The 21,584-nt window shown below is 45.4% G+C and carries 18 protein-coding genes; 8 read left to right on the top strand and 10 right to left on the bottom strand.

The genetic code is table 11. The annotated features are described in order from the left end of the window. Positions 1 to 3: 3 nt before the first annotated feature. The 3 genes from K0I62_RS01295 to typA all read right to left on the bottom strand — a co-directional run bounded on the left by K0I62_RS01295 (position 4) and on the right by typA (position 4,463). Positions 4 to 1,194 (bottom strand): outer membrane protein assembly factor, encoded by a 1,191-nt coding sequence (locus K0I62_RS01295; protein ID WP_258405059.1) that lies wholly within the window; start codon positions 1,192 to 1,194, stop codon positions 4 to 6. Positions 1,195 to 1,203: 9 nt separating this feature from the next. Beyond that, a complete protein-coding gene (locus K0I62_RS01290; RefSeq protein ID WP_220069769.1) occupies positions 1,204 to 2,103 on the bottom strand; it encodes a hypothetical protein in 900 nt (299 codons plus the stop codon). A gap of 533 nt (positions 2,104 to 2,636) precedes the next feature. Next, positions 2,637 to 4,463, bottom strand: coding sequence for a translational GTPase TypA (typA, locus tag K0I62_RS01285; RefSeq protein WP_220069768.1), 1,827 nt, complete (start codon positions 4,461 to 4,463; stop codon positions 2,637 to 2,639). 371 nt (positions 4,464 to 4,834) lie between these two features. Here typA and glnA point away from each other — a divergent pair, with 371 nt between their 5' ends. The 3 genes from glnA to ppnP all read left to right on the top strand — a co-directional run bounded on the left by glnA (position 4,835) and on the right by ppnP (position 7,772). Continuing rightward, positions 4,835 to 6,244, top strand: a complete 1,410-nt coding sequence (gene glnA / locus K0I62_RS01280) for a glutamate--ammonia ligase (RefSeq protein ID WP_220069767.1) — start codon at positions 4,835 to 4,837, stop codon at positions 6,242 to 6,244. Positions 6,245 to 6,511: 267 nt separating this feature from the next. After that, entirely contained in the window at positions 6,512 to 7,336 is an 825-nt protein-coding gene (locus K0I62_RS01275) for an N-acetyl-ornithine deacetylase (protein ID WP_220069766.1), read from the top strand. A 121-nt stretch (positions 7,337 to 7,457) separates the two neighbouring features. Next, positions 7,458 to 7,772, top strand: a complete 315-nt coding sequence (gene ppnP / locus K0I62_RS01270) for a pyrimidine/purine nucleoside phosphorylase (RefSeq protein WP_220069765.1) — start codon at positions 7,458 to 7,460, stop codon at positions 7,770 to 7,772. 85 nt (positions 7,773 to 7,857) lie between these two features. Here the strand turns inward: ppnP and K0I62_RS01265 are convergent, their stop codons facing one another. Together K0I62_RS01265 and K0I62_RS01260 are read right to left on the bottom strand one after the other, a co-directional pair. Further along, on the bottom strand, positions 7,858 to 8,967 hold the full coding sequence (locus K0I62_RS01265) for an aminotransferase class V-fold PLP-dependent enzyme (protein ID WP_220069764.1): 1,110 nt from the start codon (positions 8,965 to 8,967) through the stop codon (positions 7,858 to 7,860). After that, positions 8,968 to 10,149 (bottom strand): PrnB family protein, encoded by a 1,182-nt coding sequence (locus K0I62_RS01260; protein WP_220069763.1) that lies wholly within the window; start codon positions 10,147 to 10,149, stop codon positions 8,968 to 8,970. It lies immediately after the preceding gene. Between the two features lie 205 nt (positions 10,150 to 10,354). Here K0I62_RS01260 and K0I62_RS01255 point away from each other — a divergent pair, with 205 nt between their 5' ends. The 4 genes from K0I62_RS01255 to glnG all read left to right on the top strand — a co-directional run bounded on the left by K0I62_RS01255 (position 10,355) and on the right by glnG (position 14,122). Then, positions 10,355 to 10,819, top strand: a complete 465-nt coding sequence (locus tag K0I62_RS01255) for an Lrp/AsnC family transcriptional regulator (protein WP_220069762.1) — start codon at positions 10,355 to 10,357, stop codon at positions 10,817 to 10,819. Positions 10,820 to 10,953: 134 nt separating this feature from the next. Beyond that, complete coding sequence (locus K0I62_RS01250) at positions 10,954 to 11,493, top strand: DUF4124 domain-containing protein (RefSeq protein ID WP_220069761.1); 540 nt, start codon at positions 10,954 to 10,956, stop codon at positions 11,491 to 11,493. Positions 11,494 to 11,621: 128 nt separating this feature from the next. Then, positions 11,622 to 12,665: a nitrogen regulation protein NR(II) gene (glnL, locus tag K0I62_RS01245; protein ID WP_220069760.1), complete on the top strand. Its 1,044-nt coding sequence runs from the start codon at positions 11,622 to 11,624 to the stop codon at positions 12,663 to 12,665. 47 nt (positions 12,666 to 12,712) lie between these two features. Next, complete coding sequence (glnG, locus tag K0I62_RS01240) at positions 12,713 to 14,122, top strand: nitrogen regulation protein NR(I) (RefSeq protein WP_220069759.1); 1,410 nt, start codon at positions 12,713 to 12,715, stop codon at positions 14,120 to 14,122. 55 nt (positions 14,123 to 14,177) lie between these two features. Here the strand turns inward: glnG and K0I62_RS19175 are convergent, their stop codons facing one another. Next, positions 14,178 to 14,312, bottom strand: a complete 135-nt coding sequence (locus K0I62_RS19175) for a hypothetical protein (RefSeq protein ID WP_258405058.1) — start codon at positions 14,310 to 14,312, stop codon at positions 14,178 to 14,180. 92 nt (positions 14,313 to 14,404) lie between these two features. Between K0I62_RS19175 and K0I62_RS01235 the strand changes: the two genes are divergently transcribed. After that, positions 14,405 to 15,295, top strand: a complete 891-nt coding sequence (locus K0I62_RS01235) for a LysR family transcriptional regulator (RefSeq protein WP_220069758.1) — start codon at positions 14,405 to 14,407, stop codon at positions 15,293 to 15,295. Between the two features lie 113 nt (positions 15,296 to 15,408). On the opposite strand, the gene K0I62_RS01230 is transcribed toward K0I62_RS01235, so the two are convergent. The 4 genes from K0I62_RS01230 to fieF all read right to left on the bottom strand — a co-directional run bounded on the left by K0I62_RS01230 (position 15,409) and on the right by fieF (position 21,568). Then, positions 15,409 to 18,510 carry an efflux RND transporter permease subunit gene (locus tag K0I62_RS01230; RefSeq protein ID WP_220071240.1) on the bottom strand — a complete coding sequence of 1,034 codons (3,102 nt, stop codon included), beginning with the start codon at positions 18,508 to 18,510 and terminating at the stop codon, positions 15,409 to 15,411. After that, complete coding sequence (locus tag K0I62_RS01225) at positions 18,507 to 19,862, bottom strand: efflux RND transporter periplasmic adaptor subunit (RefSeq protein WP_220069757.1); 1,356 nt, start codon at positions 19,860 to 19,862, stop codon at positions 18,507 to 18,509. Before K0I62_RS01225 ends, K0I62_RS01230 begins: the two co-directional genes overlap by 4 nt. After that, complete coding sequence (locus tag K0I62_RS01220) at positions 19,852 to 20,508, bottom strand: TetR/AcrR family transcriptional regulator (RefSeq protein ID WP_220069756.1); 657 nt, start codon at positions 20,506 to 20,508, stop codon at positions 19,852 to 19,854. The genes K0I62_RS01225 and K0I62_RS01220 overlap by 11 nt, the downstream gene beginning before the upstream one ends. 190 nt (positions 20,509 to 20,698) lie before the next feature. Continuing rightward, positions 20,699 to 21,568: a cation efflux pump FieF gene (fieF, locus tag K0I62_RS01215; protein WP_220069755.1), complete on the bottom strand. Its 870-nt coding sequence runs from the start codon at positions 21,566 to 21,568 to the stop codon at positions 20,699 to 20,701. Positions 21,569 to 21,584 lie beyond the last annotated feature (16 nt).

Below are 21,584 nucleotides of genomic sequence, written 5' to 3'. Positions count from 1 at the left end.
CTATTAAAACGCTTCGTTAATGGCAAAGTAAAAACCACTTTGGTCATTGCCAAAGCCCATATCCAATCGCAAATTGACCCTTTGCTTAATCTCAAATCGATAGCCAAGGCCAACAGTATAGAGCCAACTTTCTTGCCCCAAATGCTCAAACTCATCGGCCAAGGTACCCGCCCCTAACCAGTACACCATTCCATGGCGGCCAGTGATTGGTTGACGATACTCCACCTGAGAGATAAGCATGTTCTTATCTCGGTATTGGCCTTGTTCGTAACCACGTAAAGCACCGGCCCCACCTAATAATGCCATCTGATCCCAGCTGACCTCACCAAAATTAGACTCTGTACGCAACTGCCAAGCCAGCACGCCAGGAATGACTGATAAAGTGTAGTATTCGCTGTAATTTAACTTTACTCGTTCAAAATCATCATCTGAGCCTAACGCTTTGCTGAAATTATGATACTCAAGCTCAACCAATCGTCCTTTCGACGCATTAAGCGCAAAGTCTCTTGAATCGTAGGTCAAGCTAACTAAGCCGCCAACGTTATTTTGCGTTTCAGGAAACTGGGCAATGCCATCGCCAATCCAAGGTAACTCGACCTGCTCGAGTTCAATGTTAGCGGCCTCATTATGGGAGAATGTCATCCCTAAGCCTAAGTAGGTATAAGGGAATACCCTCACCATCCCCGTCACTCCGGCCGAATAAGCACGGTGATCATAATCGACACGGCCATTATGCTTGCCAGCATCAACCCCCAGTCCATGAAAGACATCTGGAGAATCCGTTAATTCAGCATCAGCAAACAAGCGGTATTTGTCATTGAACAAATAGTTAGCATTGCGGACCGAAACACCATAGGCGCCATTGATTGAGCCGAAACCATTAATGGTTATAGAACTTGGCTGAGAGACCGCATCCTTGAGATCTGGCTTATATAAACCAACCGCCGACACGCCAATACCGAACTCCTTCTCTGGTGTATAGAAAGGTCCCGGCATCACACTCCAGTCAACCCCCTTTTCTGGGTTAAACTGACCATCGGCGCCCAACTCCAACAAAAATTTCTCCAGCCAACTTTGGTATTTCTGATACAGGGTCAACTCAGGTTCTTCTGTTTGCACCTCACTGGCTGCAGCAAAGCTCATGCTTGATGTGAATATGGATAATGCAATAACAAGTAATATTTTTTTAATCATATCAATCCCTTAAAATCGACGTCCCAGTGCAATAAAGAGGGTCTCACGCTCACCAAACCCAGCCTCCATTAAGATATCCCAATCGCGGTTAAAGGCATATTGAAAACCTAAGATACCATTCCAGTTTTCATCAGCACTTTGACTAACGGCAAAGCCCGCCTCAGGACTCAACGTATCAATCAAGTCCACAATCTGTGGCGGCAGATTTAAACTTTTCAGATCACCAGATAATTCTTGCTCCACATCTTGATACATAGCGCCCACAAACACCCTCAGCTCACGACCGCCGTCGAACTCCCAACGGTAGCCTGCGCGAGGCGCCCCCACAAAGGTTTTAATATTGCCATTAATGGCAGCAATGCTGGTGTAGGTATAGTTAATGTCTACTAAAGCAAACCAATTGCCTACGCCACCCGCCAAGGTGGTGCCTATACCATAGGTTCCACCATCCATATCTAATTGAAAAGTAGCATTATCTGGCAAGTTTGCACCAGCGGTATCAAGCAGTTGGCATAAGGCTTTATTACCAATACCAGACACGGATGTGACATCACAATGCAAAGAATTAATGTTAGCGGTACTGGTTCCATCGGTGTAACCAATAATGCCGTATAGATTCATAAATGGAAAAATCCACACATCGCCTCGCAGCGTAACATTTGACCCTTTAAAATCAGCATGTTTGGCGTCGATATCGATGGCTTCGAGTACCGGATGCCCGGTCAGATCAATGCTATTGACCGTAACTGGATTGCTCATATCCATATAAGAAAGTGAAATACCATAAGGTTTTGGTAGGGTATAACCGCGCGCCTCAGCTTCCTCCCCCCAAATGGGAAAAAAGGATTGTTGTGCAACACTTAATGGGGCAAAGAAGATAAGTAAAGACAATAAAACCTTTATTGGCACTATGATATTCCTCCTGGACATACACCTCTGACAACTGAAGCATACAATTTATTATTGCTATTCATTAAACACAGCCTGAAGCAAACATGACTTTTGTGGACTTCATATTGGCTAGGCGATCAGTATTTAGCCCAAGTATCTCACATTTAGCGGCTGAAATAGTGATAATGCTATGTCTTTGCAGCACACCTCTCAAGATAGCGGTAAATTCAATGCGTCAGCTTTCCTAACAAACAATCTTGCCTAGAAGAATAGCAAAAAAACTTAAGTATTCAGCGGCATTGCTATTTTCTCATCCAAACTAAATACGCCAGACTGACTGGCCAGCACCACCTATTACCATCAATGGCCAAGACGAAAGCGCTGAAAAATTAGCATGGGTGTTTTACAGGCACATGGCCAACAAAATAATAATGATCTTAATAAACCCTCCTTTTCTGACCATCATAAAAAAGCCCCGACACATTCATGTTCAGGGCTTTTTTAACGCTTACTCATCATCGCACCAAAATAGTGCTCAATGACTTAAAGACTTAAGAAGCGTCTTTTGAACTGCGGTTATGGCGCTTACGATCGTTCTCTGTTAAGTAACGCTTACGAACACGAATGCTCAATGGCGTAACTTCAACTAACTCATCATCATCAATGAACTCAAGCGCTTGCTCAAGAGTCAGGTTGATTGGCGTCGTTAGCACTTGCGCTTCATCGGTACCCGATGCACGCATGTTAGTTAGCTGCTTACCTTTAAGACAGTTAACCGTTAGGTCGTTAGAACGTGAGTGAATACCAACAACTTGGCCTTCATACACTTCAGTTGCATGACCAATAAACAGACGACCTCGATCCTGTAGACCAAATAGTGCGAAAGTCAGTGCTTTACCCGTTGCATTAGAGATCAATACGCCGTTAGCGCGTTGACCAATATCGCCACCTTTAACAGGACCATAATGATCGAATGTGTGGTAAATCAGACCAGTACCAGAAGTTGCAGTTAAGAACTCAGTTTGGAAACCGATTAAGCCACGGCTTGGGATAACGAAGTCGATACGAACACGACCCTTACCATCAAGCTGCATATCTTTCATTTCAGCTTTACGAATACCAAGCTTTTCAATAACCGTACCTTGATGTTCTTCTTCAACGTCAACAGTAACTGTTTCATATGGTTCACACATCTCGCCATCGATCTCTTTCATGATCACTTCTGGACGGGATACTGCTAATTCGTAGCCTTCACGACGCATGTTTTCAATTAAGATTGAAAGGTGAAGTTCACCACGACCTGAAACACGGAAACGATCTGGGCTGTCCGTTTCTTCAACACGGAGTGCAACGTTATGAACTAATTCCTGCTCTAGACGCTCAAGGATATTACGTGAAGTCACGTACTTACCTTCTTTACCCGCAAATGGTGAAGTGTTGACCTGGAAGGTCATGGTCAATGTTGGCTCATCAACAGAAAGCGGCGGCAATGCTTCAACTGCAGTAGTCGCACATACAGTGTCAGAAATCTTAAGCTCACCCAAGCCAGTAATCGCTACGATATCACCAGCGTTAGCCACTTCAACTTCAGTACGTTCTAGGCCCATGTAACCTAATACTTGGCCCATCTTGCCGTTACGCGTCTTACCATCAGCACCGACGATAGTCACTTGCTGGTTAGTCTTAACACTACCACGCTTAATACGACCGACACCGATAACACCAACATATGAGTTGTAATCAAGTTGCGAGATCTGCATTTGGAAGTCACCTTCCGAATCGGCATCTGGGAATGAAACTTTTTCAACGATAGTTTCAAAAAGCGGCGTCATATCAACACCAACTTCATCTGGATCTAAAGTTGCGTAACCGTTTAGCGCTGAAGCGTAAACGATTGGGAAGTCTAGTTGCTCATCAGTCGCACCTAAGTTATCGAACAGATCGAATACTTGGTCGATAACCCAATCAGGACGTGCACCTGGACGGTCAATTTTGTTGATAACAACGATTGGCTTTAAGCCTTGAGCGAATGCTTTCTTAGTTACGAAGCGAGTTTGTGGCATTGGACCATCAACCGCGTCAACTAATAGTAATACACAATCAACCATAGATAGAACACGCTCTACCTCACCACCGAAGTCGGCGTGGCCAGGAGTGTCAACGATGTTGATGCGGTAATCGTTCCACTTGATGGCAGTATTCTTTGCAAGAATCGTGATTCCACGCTCCTTTTCAAGATCGTTCGAATCCATCACCCGCTCAGCGGCCTCTCCTCGAGTTTCAAGGGTTCCAGACTGTGCCAGCAACTTATCAACCAAGGTTGTTTTACCATGGTCAACGTGTGCAATAATGGCGATGTTACGTAAATTCTCTAACACGGATAAACCTCTTACCATCAAAAAAATAGGGTATTGATAACAGCTAATAATAATAGCTGTTGCAATAAAAAACGTGTCATTCTACTCTAGCCGAGGGCTCTCGCACAGGATTATTTTTTAGTCAGCTATGAATAGTCATGTTTATCATGGTGCGCACCAAGATGGTGACCGCACCACAAAAAGGCAGCTGCCGCACCAAGTTGGTGCAAAATTGTCGAGCCTGAATTTCCCCCTTCTTTTCAAATCATTATTAATCAATAAGTTAATAACTTGGCACGAGTCTAGCTTTACATTGGCCAGAACCGCGTTAAGCGCTACGTTGAATTATAAAAAAGAAGGGCATCCCCTCTACCCTACTCGGAGACTTTAGAATGTCAGTTGAATCAGTTTTACAACAACTAGAAGAACTTGAAGTTAAGTTTGTTGATTTGCGTTTTACGGATACTAAAGGTAAGGAGCAGCATGTTTCTATTCCTGCTCACCAAGTTGATGCCGATTTCTTTGAAGACGGTAAAATGTTCGATGGTTCATCAATCTCTGGCTGGAAAGGCATTAACGAATCAGACATGGTGCTGATGCCAGATCCTACGACATTTGTATTGGACCCTTTCACAGAAGAAACCACTGCTCTTATCCGTTGTGACATTCTTGAGCCAGGTACTATGACTGGTTATGACCGCGATCCACGCTCTATCGCTAAAAAAGCAGAAGAGTACCTAATCTCTACTGGTATCGCAGACACTGTATTGATTGGTCCAGAGCCAGAATTCTTCCTATTTGACGATGTTAAGTTTGGTACCGACATGTCAGGTTGTTTCGTTAAGCTAGATGCTAAAGAAGCGGCTTGGAACTCAGGAACTCACTACGAAGATGGCAACACGGGTCACCGTCCATTTGTTAAAGGTGGTTACTTCCCTGTAGCACCAGTTGATTCTTCACAAGATCTACGTAGCGCAATGTGTCTTGTACTAGAAGAGATGGGTCAAGTTGTTGAAGCACATCACCACGAAGTAGCAACCGCGGGTCAAAACGAAATTGCTACTCGCTTCAACACGCTAACTGGAAAGGCTGATGAAATTCAGATCCTTAAGTATGTTGTGCACAACATGGCACACGCATATGGCAAAACAGCAACCTTTATGCCTAAGCCAATCGTTGGTGACAACGGTAGCGGTATGCACGTTCACCAATCACTAGCAAAAGACGGTGTTAACTTGTTCTCTGGTGACAAATATGCAGGTCTAAGTGAAACTGCACTTTACTACATAGGTGGTATTATCAAGCACGCTCGCGCGCTTAACGCTTTCACTAACCCAAGCACTAACTCTTACAAGCGTTTGGTTCCACATTTTGAAGCACCAGTAATGCTGGCCTACTCGGCACGTAACCGCTCTGCTTCTATCCGTATCCCTGTGGTACCAAGCCCGAAAGCTCGTCGTATTGAGACTCGCTTCCCAGATCCAACCGCTAACCCATACTTAGCGTTTGCAGCACTACTCATGGCTGGCCTTGACGGTATCCAAAACAAGATCCACCCAGGTGAAGCGATGGATAAAGATCTATACGATCTACCTGCTGAAGAAGCGGCTGAAATCCCACAAGTTGCAACCTCTCTAGAGAATGCACTTGAGAACCTAGCAGCTGATCACGAGTTCTTAACTAAAGGCGGCGTATTCAGCGAAGATTTCATCGAATCTTATATTGCACTGAAAACAGCTGAAGCTGAGCGTGTGTCTCGCACCACTCACCCAGTTGAATTCGAGCTTTACTACAGCTTGTAATCAGTTAAATTAGTAATAAAAACCGCCTAAATGGGCGGTTTTTTTATGCCCAAAAATCCCCCTTTAAAAAGAGTTATGCAATGCATTTAGCGATGTGATCGCTCACGTTATAACACTAAGCGCTATGGCAGAAATCAAGATCCGAGTAGTGATGCGACTTCCGCAAGATTAAGCAAAAAATTTCACTCCCTCCCATAGTTAAAATGATTTATCTTTATCACCAAACTGCTATGATGATCAGGCCGTTAATTTACCATAGAATCAATTATGTCTATCCGTTCTCCTTTTGAATGCTTCACCTGGAAAAGTGATATTTTTAGTTGCGACAGTAACGATATCGATACCTTTTATGCTCGCTTGTCTGAGCAGGTCTCACGCTTGGGGCTGCAGGAAAGAAAGTTAGGAGAGACGGGTGATTTCCCGGTTAATTTTTATCAATCTCCGGCTCAAAAATCAGGCCAACCATCTCTATTAATCAGCGCAGGTTTTCATGGCGAAGAAGCTGCAGGCCCTTGGGGCATGCTGTATTTCTTAAATGAGCTAGAGCCAGAGTTATTTAACCAGCTCAACCTGAGCCTGCTGCCTTTAGTTAACCCTACCGGTTTTAAACGCGGCCACAGATTCAATAAGTCAGGAGAAAACCCAAATCGTGGTTTTGTGCTTGAAAATGGCCGTGGTAAAACTAACGATGACACTTCTGTCGAAGGTAAGATTTTGCTCGACCATTCACAGCTGCTTCAAGCGGCGAGTAAGGATGGCATCTTGACCTGTCACGAAGACGTACTGCAAAAACAGACCTACATCTACTCGTTTGAAGCCAATCAAACCCCTGGGCACTTCAGTCGTACGTTACGTGACACCTTAGGCCAGTTTTTCCCTATCGCGCAAGATGGTGAAATCGATGATTGCCCAGTAAAAGATGGGATTATTTTTAATCATTTCGACCTATCCTTCGAAGCATTTCTGGTGCGTTTAGGTGCGGGGGTCGGTGTATGTAGTGAAACACCTGCCCTGCAGAGTTTCGATCAACGGGTACTTGCTAACGCCGCGATTATGAGACGTTTTATCGAACTGACGCTCGAAAAACAGTGATCCTCAGGCGACATCTGTTGTTGCCGCTAGCGGGAGCTATAACCTAGTTCAAATTTGAATAGATATTCCATTTATTCAGATATATAGTCATCCTATCATCTCAGAAATAATAGGAAGTACTATGCAGGAGTTTAACCAAGTTTCCGTGTCAAAACTGGCCAATATCTATTTTGATGGCAAAGTCACCAGCCGCACAGTCACATTTGCAGATGGAAGTAAGCAAACACTGGGAGTGGTGCTGCCTGGAGAGTATCAATTTTCCACCGCTGTAGGCGAAATTATGCAAGTTACTGCAGGCACGATGTCAGTACTACTGCCCGATGCCAATGAATGGGTGGATTATGCTGCGGGGAGTGAATTCCAACTCGCCGCAAAAGTCAGCTTTAGCATTCGATGTGTAGAAATAGCCCAGTACTGCTGCCAGTACATAGACTAACTACGTCATTAAAGCTGCTTAGTTCAAGCGGCTTTAATGCAAGGAAATTTCCCTCTCGAATTTGCATTATCAATAAACACCCGTGCTAGCAGTAAGGTGTTATCACCCGCAATAACCGAGCGACATCTTGCTCGGTATTATAAACATGAGGCGATACTCTGATCCCTTGGCTACGCGCATCGACGCTAATATTGGCCTCACTTAAGGCTGCCATCACCTCACGCTCTCGATCTAAAAACTGTAAAATCATGGTACCGCTGCGCCGCTCATACTCTCTCGGAGAGACAAATTGTTCGCCCAAAGATGCGGCAACCTTATCGATCTGTTGCTGATTGTGCTGTCTCACCACCTCAATCCCTAACTTGGCAAAATAGGCAATACTATGGCTGGCAATAGCATAGGGCGCGATTGACGGCGTACCGCCCCAAAACTTGAGTGCCGAAGGGTGATAGCGAAAGTCATGAATATCAAACTCAAATGGATTCTCATGACTAAACCAACCGACATCTTGAGGCTGACATGACTCAATGTGACTTTCATGCAGCCACAAATAGGCTGCACCAGGGCCACCACACAGCCATTTGACGCTGGAGCCAATCATAAAATCGGGCTGTAACGCCGTTAGATCGATAGGCAAGACACCTGCCGATTGAGCCACATCGATAAGCGATAAACAGCCTCGTGACCTTGCGAGGTTAATCACCTCAGCAATAGGCGCTTGCTGACCAGTATTGGAATAAGCATGACTGATAAATACCAAGTCCACATCATCACTTAAGTGATCGGCCCACACCTGAGGGTCAGTGACATCTAAATGTTTCGCGATAAAGCGCAGTTGGCAATGGGGTAGCGCTTTTTGTAGTACAAATCCCATGCTAGGAAAATCGATTTCACTCATCAACACCACAGCGTCATCGCGCACTAGCCGCGGCAAGGCCATCACCAACTTTGTCAGCGCACTAGAAAGGTTAACTTGAGGACAAAACTGCTGCTGCGGGCTGTTAAATAGCTGCGCTAAGCTTGCGGCAAAGCTGTCAATAACACCTAGCCACTCTCCCCACGGCTCCCGACTAGAAGCTTGCCATGGCACAAAAAAAGCTTGCTGAAATGCACTTTCGCTGGTTTTTAACGGGCGACCAACCGAGTGATTGAGTAAATAGGTACCTTCGGCTAGTACAAAGTGATCTTGCAACATTTACGACTCCCCAACTTGAAGGCTTGCTTTTAGCTTAATGAGATCATCAAAACGGGTACGAATATCATCCCGCTTGGCTGCTGCACGTCTGTCTCGAAGCTTCTCTAACGCATTCAACAGTACAGGTAATGGTGGGCCACTTGCGGTGACCTTTTCCATGTGTTGTTGCTCCATCTGTTTTGACGGTTGGGTAATATACTTATCAACTAATTGATTATGATGTTGTATCGCCGTCTCACCATGGCATTCACATACGGCAATAAAACGCTGTAAATTTTGTTGATACCACTGCTGTTCCTTACAATCGATAGCGCCTAAGAACTCATCCATTATGCTAGAGCGACGCATGCAGTCTCGCAAAATGCGCTGATCTTCTGGCATCATGTAGAGAAATTTATCCACCAGCAGCTGAGAATAGGACTGCTCATTGGCAAAGCATAATCCCAGCAGCAGATCGATCACATTAATCCCAGCAAAATCACCCGCATTAGCACCACGATAGATCTGCTGCCCAACACGATAAGGTTTGTAATAAGGTCGAACACAGTTAAAAAACATCTCCGCATCGAGTTTCTCAAATAGGGTCTTATTTGAACTTATCACCTCTGTCAACGCATGATGAGCGACATCGAGTAGATCGGCTGTTATCGGATGTGAGATCCCTAAGGGTTGGATTTTTAACAAGGCATCCGCGGCACGTTTATAAGCGAGAATCCCCTTAGTATTGTAATCGACAAACAGTTTTTCATCTTCGAGGTTGGTAAAGCGTTTATATAGGCCATTTACCGCACGGTTATGGGTCGTTAGGTGTGCGGTAGCAAAGCGTGGGGTAACGCCAATAGAGGCCCCAATGTGCATGGCGAGGGCTGAAGCTTCCACCAATGGAGAACTGGTCTCTCGACTCGGCTCAGTGATCTCATGACGACGACATGCCGCCATATATAGACCGACATTCCCCAACAGATCGAAGGCACAGTCAAAACCTTCATCGGTATTGCCTTCATCGAGTAACGTCTTGATTAACCCTCTTCCCTGCTGTTCTAACTCTGTTTTTAACGCGTCGCCAATACCAGCAACATTGGCAGGATCATCTTGCTGCAAATATTTGCGCTCGAGTGCCGAATTTAACTCAACGAACTCATTGCGAATCCAATGATCGAACGCCTGAACATCTCTACTCATAGGGTACCCTTATCTATTTGTTTTTATGGGTTAAAGGTTATTGATTAACGGTGACGGGCTACCGTTTTAGATTTATGCAGCTAACCTAACATCAAGCGGCGAGTTCATGTCGCCATAATCTGACCAATCTTTTCCAAAAATTAGTGATTTCCGATAAAAATTAACCTATAAATAAAGATAATCACTCATCAAAATATGAATACAAATGAAATCCCTAGATAGCAAAGACAAGCAGATATTGGAGATCTTGCAAAAAGAGGGGCGCATCTCGGTTGCTGAACTCGCCACTCGGCTCAATATGTCTGATACCCCATGCCTTCGACGAATAAAAAAATTAGAGCAAAGCGGCTATATTGATGGATACTGCGCTAGGCTTAGTGCTCAGGCATTACAACTCAACGTCGTGGTTTACGCTTTCATTCGCTTAACTGAAAATTCCGATAGTTATGCAGATCAGTTTGAGCAGGAGATCTCACAACTGGAACAGATACTTGAGTGCTCGGTGATCACCGGAAGCCATGACTATCTATTGAAAATAGTGGCCCATGATCTGCTGGAATACGAAAGGTTTGTTAAACGCAAGCTAGGTAGCCTAAAGTGCATTGCCAGCATCGAATCAACCGTAGTACTCAAGCAAACCTTCTCTCGCCACCAACTTCCTGTGGATTAGAGTAAAGCGGCTAATTCGTCTGGGATTATCCCATACGTTAACCCCAGTCTAGGTTAGTTAACATTTACTCAATGATTTTTTCGGCAAAAGCGGCTAATCTGATAGTGATATTACCGTATAACAAAGGAGCTTTTATGCGACCGCTTCTGTTGTTTATCCTCATGCTGCTCACAGCGTCTGCGACGGCTGCCATCTATAAATGGGTAGATAAGGATGGCAAGGTTCACTATTCCGATTCTCCTGTAGAGAATGCACAAGCCGTCGAGTTTAAGAGTAATACCGAAAACCAGATAAAGCTACCTCCCCCCGTGGTACGCGAGTCTGCCCCCAAAGAACCCGAACACGTTGGCGATATCTATAAGATGCGGATCACCAGCCCCTCGGAAGAAGAAACAATTCGTGAAAACAATGGCAATATCACCATTATCGGCTCTATCACCCCCGATCTTGCCAAAAACCATGTACTGATTCTCTTGATGGATGGTCAAGTGACAGGAGCGGCACAGTCAACGCCAGTATTTAACCTAGAAAATGTTGACCGTGGCGAGCACATTTTTGAAATTAAAGCACTGGCACAAAACGGCAAACAACTTGCATCTACTCCTCCAAGAACTATATTTCTTCATCGAGCAAGCATAAACGCCGTGCCGCGACCAACACCTCGTGGCAACTAAAAATATAATTTTATTGTTTTTTAGTTAGTTACATACAAACCATTTCATACCGGCTCGATGAAGTTAGCTTGCACCATGCACCATAATGGTGCACCATAATGGTGCATGCTATTTTCAGGGAGTCGTAAATGAACACAGACCCATTGCTCAACCATTTGGTGACCGCCATAATCGTCATCAATGGTGATCTCAATCTGCGTTATGTTAATAGCGCGGCCGAGCAACTACTTGGCTTGGGTAGCCACCGACTCACAGAACATACCTTAAATGACTGTTACCAATCCCTCAGCGTCGAAGCTGAATTGTTAACCACCGCAATTGGAGAGCATCAAGGCTTAACGGTAAACGCAGCAAGCATAGTGACACTCGATGGCCAGCTGCACACTGTCGATATTACGTTAACCCCGATAGAAACAACCAATGGTGAAGAGCAAGGGCTATTAGAATTACGTCAAGTCGATCAGCAACGACGTATCTTGCAGCAACTCACCATCGATGCCCAACAACAAGCGGCTCAATACCTAGTCCGTAATCTCGCCCATGAGATCAAGAATCCACTCGGCGGTTTACGCGGTGCAGCGCAGTTGCTAGCGAGAGAGCTGGAAGATGAAGGGCAACGTGAGTTTACCGATCTCATCATCGAGCAGGCAGATAGGCTGCGAAACCTTGTAGACAGGTTACTTGGTCCCCAAAAACCAAGCCAACACAGTATCCATAATATCCATGAAGTGATCCAAAAGGTACTCAAATTAGTGCGAGTCACCTTGCCCAGTAACATCAGCCTAATCCAAGATTATGACCCATCAATTCCCGATATCGAGATGGATCAAGAACAACTACAGCAGGCCGTACTCAATATTGTCCAGAATGCGATTCAAGCGCTGGAAGATGGTGGTGAGATCCGCATAAGAACGCGTACTCAACATCAAGTGACCATAGGCACTCAGAGGCATAAGTTAGCCTTAGCGCTATCGATAATCGATGATGGGCCCGGTATCAAACCTGAACTCATGGATACCCTGTTTTACCCTATGGTGACGGGACGTGAGCAAGGATCAGGCCTAGGTCTATCTATCGCACATAACTTCGCCAGACTACATGGAGGACGTATCGATTGCACCTCTGTGATAGGCCAAACCGAATTTACCATTTTATTGCCTGTTAAAAATTAGGCTGGTGATTAGAAATTAATGAGTATTCAACTTAAGAGAGTAAGCGTATGACAGAAAAAGTTTGGGTTCTCGACGATGATAGCTCTATACGCTGGGTTGTAGAAAGAGCCCTTAAAGGCGCCAAGATTAGTTGCGCCAGTTTCGCTGCAGCAGAGTCACTTTGGCAGGCATTAGAGCTCGCGCAGCCGCAAGTGATCATCTCTGATATTAGAATGCCTGGCACCGATGGACTAACCCTGCTGGAACGACTCCAGCTGCACTATCCCCATATACCCGTGATCATCATGACTGCGCACTCTGACTTAGACAGTGCAGTGAGCGCTTATCAAGCAGGAGCATTCGAGTACTTACCTAAGCCATTCGATATCGATGAGGCAATCGGCTTAGTCGAACGCGCTCTTAGTCACGCCAAGGAGCAATCGCCTAAACAGAAAGCCGAGCCAGAAATCAAGGCCCCTGAGATCATAGGTGAAGCGCCAGCGATGCAGGAAGTTTTTCGCGCCATTGGCCGTCTATCACGTTCCTCTATCAGTGTGCTGATCAATGGCCAATCGGGAACCGGTAAAGAGCTCGTTGCTGGGGCGCTGCACAAACATAGTCCACGTAGGGACAAGCCTTTTATCGCTCTCAATATGGCTGCGATCCCAAAAGAGCTGATTGAATCAGAGCTATTTGGCCACGAAAAAGGCTCCTTTACCGGAGCGGCAAATGTTCGCCAAGGACGATTTGAGCAAGCAGATGGTGGGACGTTATTTCTCGATGAGATTGGTGATATGCCACTGGACGTTCAAACAAGGTTATTGCGCGTATTAGCTGATGGACAATTCTATCGTATCGGTGGGCACCTTCCCGTTAAAGTTGATGTTCGCATCATCGCCGCGACACATCAAAATCTTGAGGCTCAAGTGAGTAAAGGGGAGTTTCGCGAAGATCTATTCCATCGTCTCAATGTTATCCGAGTGCACCTGCCACCATTATCTCAACGCCGTGAGGATATTCCACAACTTGCACGCCATTTCTTAGCGACGGCAGCAAAAGAGATCAGTGTCGAGCCAAAGATCTTAACCAAGGCGACGGCAGAAACCTTAGCCAGTTTGCCCTGGCCCGGTAACGTAAGACAGTTAGAAAACACCTGTCGCTGGTTGATGGTAATGGCATCGGGACAAGAGATATTGCCACAAGATTTACCCCCCGAATTGCTCACCCCTTCGATCAACAATCACAGTGCGACTGAGGTAGAGTCAGGCTCTTGGCAGCAAGCATTAACCCTATGGATCGAACGACGTCTCAGCGAAGGCGAAAGTGATCTACTGACCGAAGTTCAGCCCGCTTTTGAACGCATACTTCTGGAAACGGCGCTAAAACATACCAATGGCCATAAGCAAGAAGCAGCGAAGCGTTTAGGATGGGGACGTAATACTCTGACGAGAAAACTTAAAGAGTTAGAGATCGACTAACCAAAACCCAGCTTAGTAAGAGAATAAATAACCCAGCTTACGCTGGGTTATTATGTCACTGTTTAGCACTTGATGGCATCGCATCGGCTTTAGATTGACTTGATTGCTTTGCAGCACTCTGCTGTTCATTTTCAACTGGCATAGCGGCTTCCCATAAGGCACCGACCCATAAACGTTGACCTTGCTTCATAACTTTCCCCTTTTCTGTTAGCCAGCTTAAAGTATTCTTATTAGCATCATTGGTAAAATGAATACATTCCATACCATAGATGCCATTTAAGAATGAACATACCAATCAAAACCTTGCAGTATTATCTCGTGTTAGTTGACAGTGCTAACTTCACTCGTGCAGCCGAAAAGTGCTTTATCACTCAACCTACGTTAAGCAAGATCATCCAGCGACTCGAAGAAAGTCTTGGGCAGCAACTGCTAAACCGCAACAATCAAAAAGTGGAGTTAACTCAGGCGGGAGTTCTGCTGGAACATAGTGCACGAGAAATTTTGGGTCAATGGCATAGATTACAGGAAGACTTAAACAACTTAAGTGGCCTTAAATCTGGCCGACTCCGTCTCGGTGTTTGTCCGATGATGAGCAGCCTGATCATTGGTTTGCTGACAGAGTTTAGGCAACGCTATCCAGGTATCGAACTGCAAATGTATGAATATGGAGGATTTGGCTGTGAACAAGCGTTACTCAATAACAGCCTAGATATCGCCTTTACTGCACTGCCAACCACCCACGACACCGAATTAGCCAATCAAGCACTGACGCGCTATCCCTTACTTGCCTGTCTTCCAGAGGGACACGAACTGACGAACAAAACCTCGATCACTTGGCAAGATTTTGCAGCCTACCCTTTCATTCTTTACAACGAAGATTTCTCACTAGCCAAGCTCATTACTCGCCTAAGCGCCAAAGCTGGAGTGCAACTTAATATCGCCTTTCGAAGCGGCCAATGGGACTTCTTAGGCACCATGGTTGAAGCGCAAATGGGAGTGGCGATATTACCCGAGCCCATCAGCGATAAATTGAGCAACAACAAATTGGTATTTATACCTATGGAGCCCAATCTCACTTGGGATTTGGCATTAATCTGGCGAAAAGATCTACCTTTAACTCCTGCAGCAGAAGCTCTACTCAAGGTCAGTCAGCAAGTTCAATCGTCACAGTGACCGATTGATTTAGCCTAGTACTGATACACATCAGTATCAGAAAGTGATCGACTTAGCGTGTTTTTATTGGCTTACCCCCATATCGAATAAGACTCGCCGAGCAAATTATTCGTCTATATCTCTTGGTGTTTATGTATCCTGCCAAAGTCGGCCAAGATGGCATACGCACAAGGGATGATGAATAGCACCAATATCGTTGATGCAAAAATACCAAACACGATCGAAACAACCAGGGGCTGAACCACCTGTGCCTGTAAGCTGGTTTCGAGCAGTAGCGGTAACAGCCCTGCAGCCGTGGTTAACGAGGTGAGAAATACCGCACGAAAACGCTCACGACTAGCGCTAACCACCGCTTGGTGGACACTATCCCCCTCATCCACATGATGACGAATATATTGCACCAGTAATATCGAATCGTTCACCACAATCCCTGCCAGCGAAATAAAGCCCATTATCGATGGCATCGACAGGTTATAACCCAATAGGAAGTGACCCCACAACACACCAATTAAAGCCAATGGAATAGCTAACATCACCACAGTAGGCTCTAGATAACTTCTAAATTGAAAGCTTAAGATGGCAAACAATCCAAATAGCCCAAAGATAAAACCTTTGCCCATAGAGCTTGCGGTTTTGGCCGTCTCTTTGGCTGAACCTTCGAAATCCACCCGCAGTTCGGGATAGCGATGCTTAATCTTCACCAGCCATTCACTTTTAACCTTAGCTAACGTTTCGTTAGCATTGGCTCGGCGATTATCGACATCGGCCATCACAGTTACTGTGCGCAGGCTATTGATGCGCTGGATTCGCACATAGGATCGCTGGTCTTCCAGTATTGCAATAGCCGACAAAGGTAACTGGCTGCCATCATTAAGCATAATAGGAAAGTTAGCCAAGGCTTGGAGATCGCCAGCTTGCAACTTGTTTAAGCGTACTTCAATTTCAATATTTTCAGGACCAACTTGCACCTCATCGGCTAACTGTCCAAAAAAGGCGCTACGCAATTGAGCGGCCACCAGCTGACCATCAATACCAAAGCTTTCAGCACCGGGACGCAAACTGACTTTGATCTCCTCTTTACCGGGACGCATATCATCCAATATGCCACTGATCCCATCAAACTGACCAATATAAGATTGCAGCGACACCGATGCTGCTTTTAGCATATCTAAATCATCACCTTGCAGACGAACTTCGATATCACGCCCAGCAGGCCCCATCGTTGGCTGCTTAAACACCAAAGATAGAGGCGTAGCCAGCTCACCAGTATCTTCACGCCAATCATCGATAAAGTCATCGATGAGAGTGTTACGGATCTCAGCCGACAGTAAGTCTAATCTGACCGTGGCGACATGAGGCCCCTTCTCCCCAGCATCGGCATTAAAGTTGTATTGAGCCGTGATATCTTCAATTAGCTGATTATCATCCTCAACCTCTTGGCTATATTTGGCTCCAACTCGCTTAGCACTGGCAATCAGCTTATCGACCACACCTTTAGTCAGGCTCAATGATGAACCTGGTGGTAAAATTATTCTCGCCTCGGCAATGTCACCATCAAGTTCAGGAAACGGAACAAATTTCAGAGCGCCCCCGGCAACCAAGGCTATCGAAGCTAACAGCACACCTAATGTTGCGCCGACACTGACATAACGCCAGCGCACGAGAAAGGTTACCATTCTAACCAGCTGGTCATTCCTAAACTGCTCAAACTTCAATAAAAATTTACGTTTAAACTCAAATGGCTGCCTATCTTTACCTGCATGAGACAAGGAGTGGTTCAAATGATTAGGCAAAATCAAAAACGCCTCGAATAAGCTAATGGTCAACACCATGATCAACACGGTTGGGATCGCCGACAACACTGCCCCCATCTGGCCATCGAGTCCTAGCAGCGCACTAAAAATCAGCACCGTCGTCAAAAAGGATGACACCACCCCTGGTGCAACCTTGCTGACGCCTTTTACAACCGACTCGCTAGGAGTAAAGCCGCGATCTACATGGGAGGCAATCGATTCGGCAATGACAATGGCATCATCCATCATAATACCGATAGCCATCAGCAACCCCACCAGACTCATCAGGTTAATAGAAACCCCAAAAAGGCTCATCAAATAGAGGCCACCGAGAAAAGCGACCGGAAGACCTGCCGACACCCAAAATGAGTAACGCAGCGAGAAAAAGAGCCACATACTGAAAAAGACTAAGATAATCCCTTGCCAGCCATTTTTCAGCATCATAGACAAACGATCTTGCAGTATGGATGAGAGATCATTAGTCATAGTAAGACTAATGCCGTCCGGCGCCCGAGCTTGTTCCTGCTCGACAAATTCGGTAACTCGCGCCTTGATACGCAATGCATCATCGGCTTTGTTTTTTTGCACCTTGATTAATGCTGCATTTTTGCCATTAAACTGAATATGTTCTTCATCTAGTTCAAAGCCGTCGGTTATGATCGCAATATCACCGAGACGAACCACGCTACCATCGGGATTGGAGGCGACAATGGTGGTCGATAGCGCTGCAGGAGTAACCTTTCGCTCATCGAATCGCAGCAATATATTTTTATCTTTAAGCTCGATATTCCCTGCGGGCATCTTTACATTTTGACGACCCACTTTATCGGCGATTTCAGCCGCAGTTAAGCCCAATCGCCGCATATCCACCTGATTGAGTTCGATGCGCAATTGATGATCCGAAAAGCCCGCTATGGTGACTAAATTAACCCCTGCATCGATCTTCAAACGACGCTTAAAATCTTCGGCATAATGTTTAAGATGCGGCCAACTGGTATCGGCGACAATGGCGACATCCACTACAGGCTCGGCCCAGTCGAGTTCTTTGACCACTGGAGGCTCGATCTGAGTGGGAAAGTTTTGAATGGCGTTAATTTGGGTCTGTACATCTACCAATAAACGCCCAAGGTCGGCATTAGCTTCAAGCTTTAGTCTCATAGAAGCGATACCCTCTTGGGCATCACATTTTACTTCTTCGATATTCGCTAAACCGTCGACGGCATCCTCCATCCGCAAACAGATACTCTCCTCGACTTCTACCGGAGATGCACCGGGATAGACAACGCTAGCAACCACATAAGGAGGCGAAAACTCGGGAAAGGTTTCACGTTTTATCGTCCCTATATGCAGCAAACCTAACAGCAAAAACGTTAGCATCAACAAATTGGCTAAGGTTGGATGGCGAGTAATATAGGCTATCACTGGTCTGCTTCCCACCCTGTATCTCCTTTCTGAGGCTCCCCAGAAGCACTATTTCGCTGCAAGTTACCGTTAACAAGTTTCAATGACATCCCAGCGATCGCAGGAATAAGATCATTGAGGACCACCACATCCCCTTGGGCAAAATCACCGGAGATTGCAACCCTTTGCTGATGACGATATAGCACTTCGACTGGCTTAATCACTAATCGGTTGTCCTTATCCATAAGGTAGACATCGCGACCATGGAGTGCTCTTTCAGGGATCACAAATTGCGACCTCGACTGGCCATAAAGAATGGCGCTGACAAACATCCCTTTAGTTAAAGGCGGGCGTGTAAGGAGATCTAACTGGTGAAAATCTTGCTCAACCTCAAGATAAACCCCAATCGTCCCCTGATTAAGATTAACGGTATCTGACACTCTAGTGACTTTTGCCGGCCAGCTAAAACGATTACCACCACTTTGAAAAACCACTTCAGCTTGGATATCAAACCGTTCAATTGAGGGCATGCTTAAGGGTTGAGTGTCACTCAAAAAACTGCTCACGAGTGTTCGCATATCTTGTACAGACAGCTCGGCTTTAACCTCTGCCGTTCCCAACTGATGCGCCACTAACATCACAGAGCCGCTACCCACCACTTGGTCCTGTTCGATGTTGACGTTAGAGATCCTTGCGTCAAAAGGTAACACCACTTTGGTTTGTAACAAGCGGCGTTCAGCGTCTTGCAATAGGGCCTTATCAACATTTTCTTGAGCTAAGCTTACCTTTCGATCATCTGGTAACAAATTTAATGAGCTTTGCAGGTCTTCAACTAACTTAGTTTGAGCTAATAAGGATTGTTTTTGGTTCTCTAATTCCGAACTGGATACCAGATCGCGCTTCTTTAACGTCAGCTTGCGTTGATACTCTTGTTCAGCTAATGCTAATTTTTGCTTTTCAATTTTTAAGCTGGTATTGAGATTACGTTCTTGCTGATCAAGTCGAGTGATTTGCGCCTGTGTTGCATTTAGGCTTGCTTCGGCTTGAGCCAGTTTTAGCTGATACTCTAACGGATCGATCGCTAGCACTAAGGTATCTTTAGACAATAAACGTCCCGTCTCAAGTTGTGGGTGACGATAAACCACTTTCCCGCCAACTTCGGCTACAGCTTGCCACACATGTTTAGGCTCCACACGCCCAAAGGCTTCAATCTGAGGCGATATTTCACTCATGGTCAATGGCAATACGTCGACCGCTACGGCCTTATCATACCCAGGCGCTAGGATAGGCGAAGGTTTTAGTACAACCGCTAAAATAAGTATAAGTAAACCAACCGCAATACCTGGTAAAATTAAGCGCTTTTTAGTATTCATCACGACTGCCCTGTTGTTTCATTATTCCTCGGTGTAACAGCTGAGTATTTTGGGTGGCAAGCTGCTGCAAAAATTCTGGATTCAGTTCAATCCCTAATAAGTTGAGTACGTTATCGGGAACCAAAAAAGGAAAGATCATCATGGCAAAAAAGCTCAACTGCGCACATTGAGCATCAACGTCATCACGCAACATGCCATTGTTCTTTAATTTTTTAAAAATCAAAATATTATCTGACCTTACCACATCATAAAACACTCGAGCGATCTCTTGATTCTTCGGCAGGCTTTGATCTAATCCGGCAATACGAAACATCAGCCGGGGAAAATGAGGATGCTTAGACATCACCTGATAATAGGTCTGCAATAGATCGCCAGGACTCGTAGGCAAGGTATTACGTTTCACGCTATACAACTGCTCGATGACAGGCAATGCGGTCTCGCGAATCATGGTGGAAAACAAACTCTCTTTCGAGCCAAAGTAGTAACGTATCAATCCAGGATCTGTACCCGCTAAAGCCGCAATATCTCGAATCGTCACTTGCGCGTAATCACGTTCTACAAATAGCGTTCTCGCGGCAACAATCAGCTTTTCTCGATTCTGCGTATCCCCACTAGGACGCCCGACACGATTTTTTGCTTCAGCCATTACAAATTCCTCTATAGAAGAATTAATTTTAGGAGAAGCGGAGAAAAATAGGCAGTAAAATAATTCTGCCTAAAACCTCATGTGCAGAATAAAAAAATCCGCTTAAAGAATACTCCCAAGCGGATCTATAACATTAACTAAATACATTGAATCATCTTATATATTCAATGGCGGTCGCCTCGAGTTTTCGCTAGATAGGATCTTGATGAATAAGCACTTCAACATCATCAAATAGCGCCCTAACCCTAGCCTCTGCCGCATCGGCAATCGTATGAGCTTCATCTAAACTTAACTTTCCATCTAGCTCTAAATGACACTGAACGAAGGTGGTTTTACCCGACTCGCGTGTACGTAAATCATGAAAACCATTGATGCGAGGATCCTTCTCCAACGCCTGAACTATCTTCAGCTTAGTATCGGCATCTAACTCGCGATCCAATAGCGACTGTGCAGAACGATACCCTAGCTCTAAAGCCTGTTTGCCAATAAATAGCGCGATCAATATTGCAAACAAACCATCGGCCCACACCCAACCATATTGGGATAAGAATAGCGCTAAAAGCACGGCGGCATTGAGCAGTAAATCCGATTTATAATGCAGTGAATCCGCTTCCACAACAGTACTGGATGTAGCGACTAGCGCTCGTTTTTGTAACATCACCAAAGCAAAAGTCAGCACGATGGCGATCACAGAGACCACCATCCCCAGTGATGCATGATTCACAGGCGCTGGATTAAGCAATCTATCGCCACCATGAAACAGCAACAAAAATGCCGAGCCCATAATAAATGCCGATTGCGCCAAGGATGCCAATGGTTCAGCTTTGCCATGCCCATAGCGATGATCCTGATCTGCTGGAACAATGGCGTAACGTATGGCAATAAAATTCACGATAGATGCGAGAGCATCGGCAAACGAATCGGTAAGGGAGGCCAACATACTGGCGGAACCTGAATACATCCAAGCCGCCAGTTTGATGACTATAAGGGTGAGCGCTGTCGCAACAGATGCACGACTAGCCAATTTCACCCAAAAATCGTATTGGGAAGTGTCTTTCATAAGGTCATATTACTAC

This window comes from Shewanella psychrotolerans (genome assembly GCF_019457595.1).
In the GTDB taxonomy this organism is placed as follows: Bacteria; Pseudomonadota; Gammaproteobacteria; order Enterobacterales; family Shewanellaceae; genus Shewanella; species Shewanella psychrotolerans.
The sequence above is the reverse complement of the archived record's forward strand: the minus strand, read 5'-3'. Positions and strand labels throughout refer to the sequence as shown.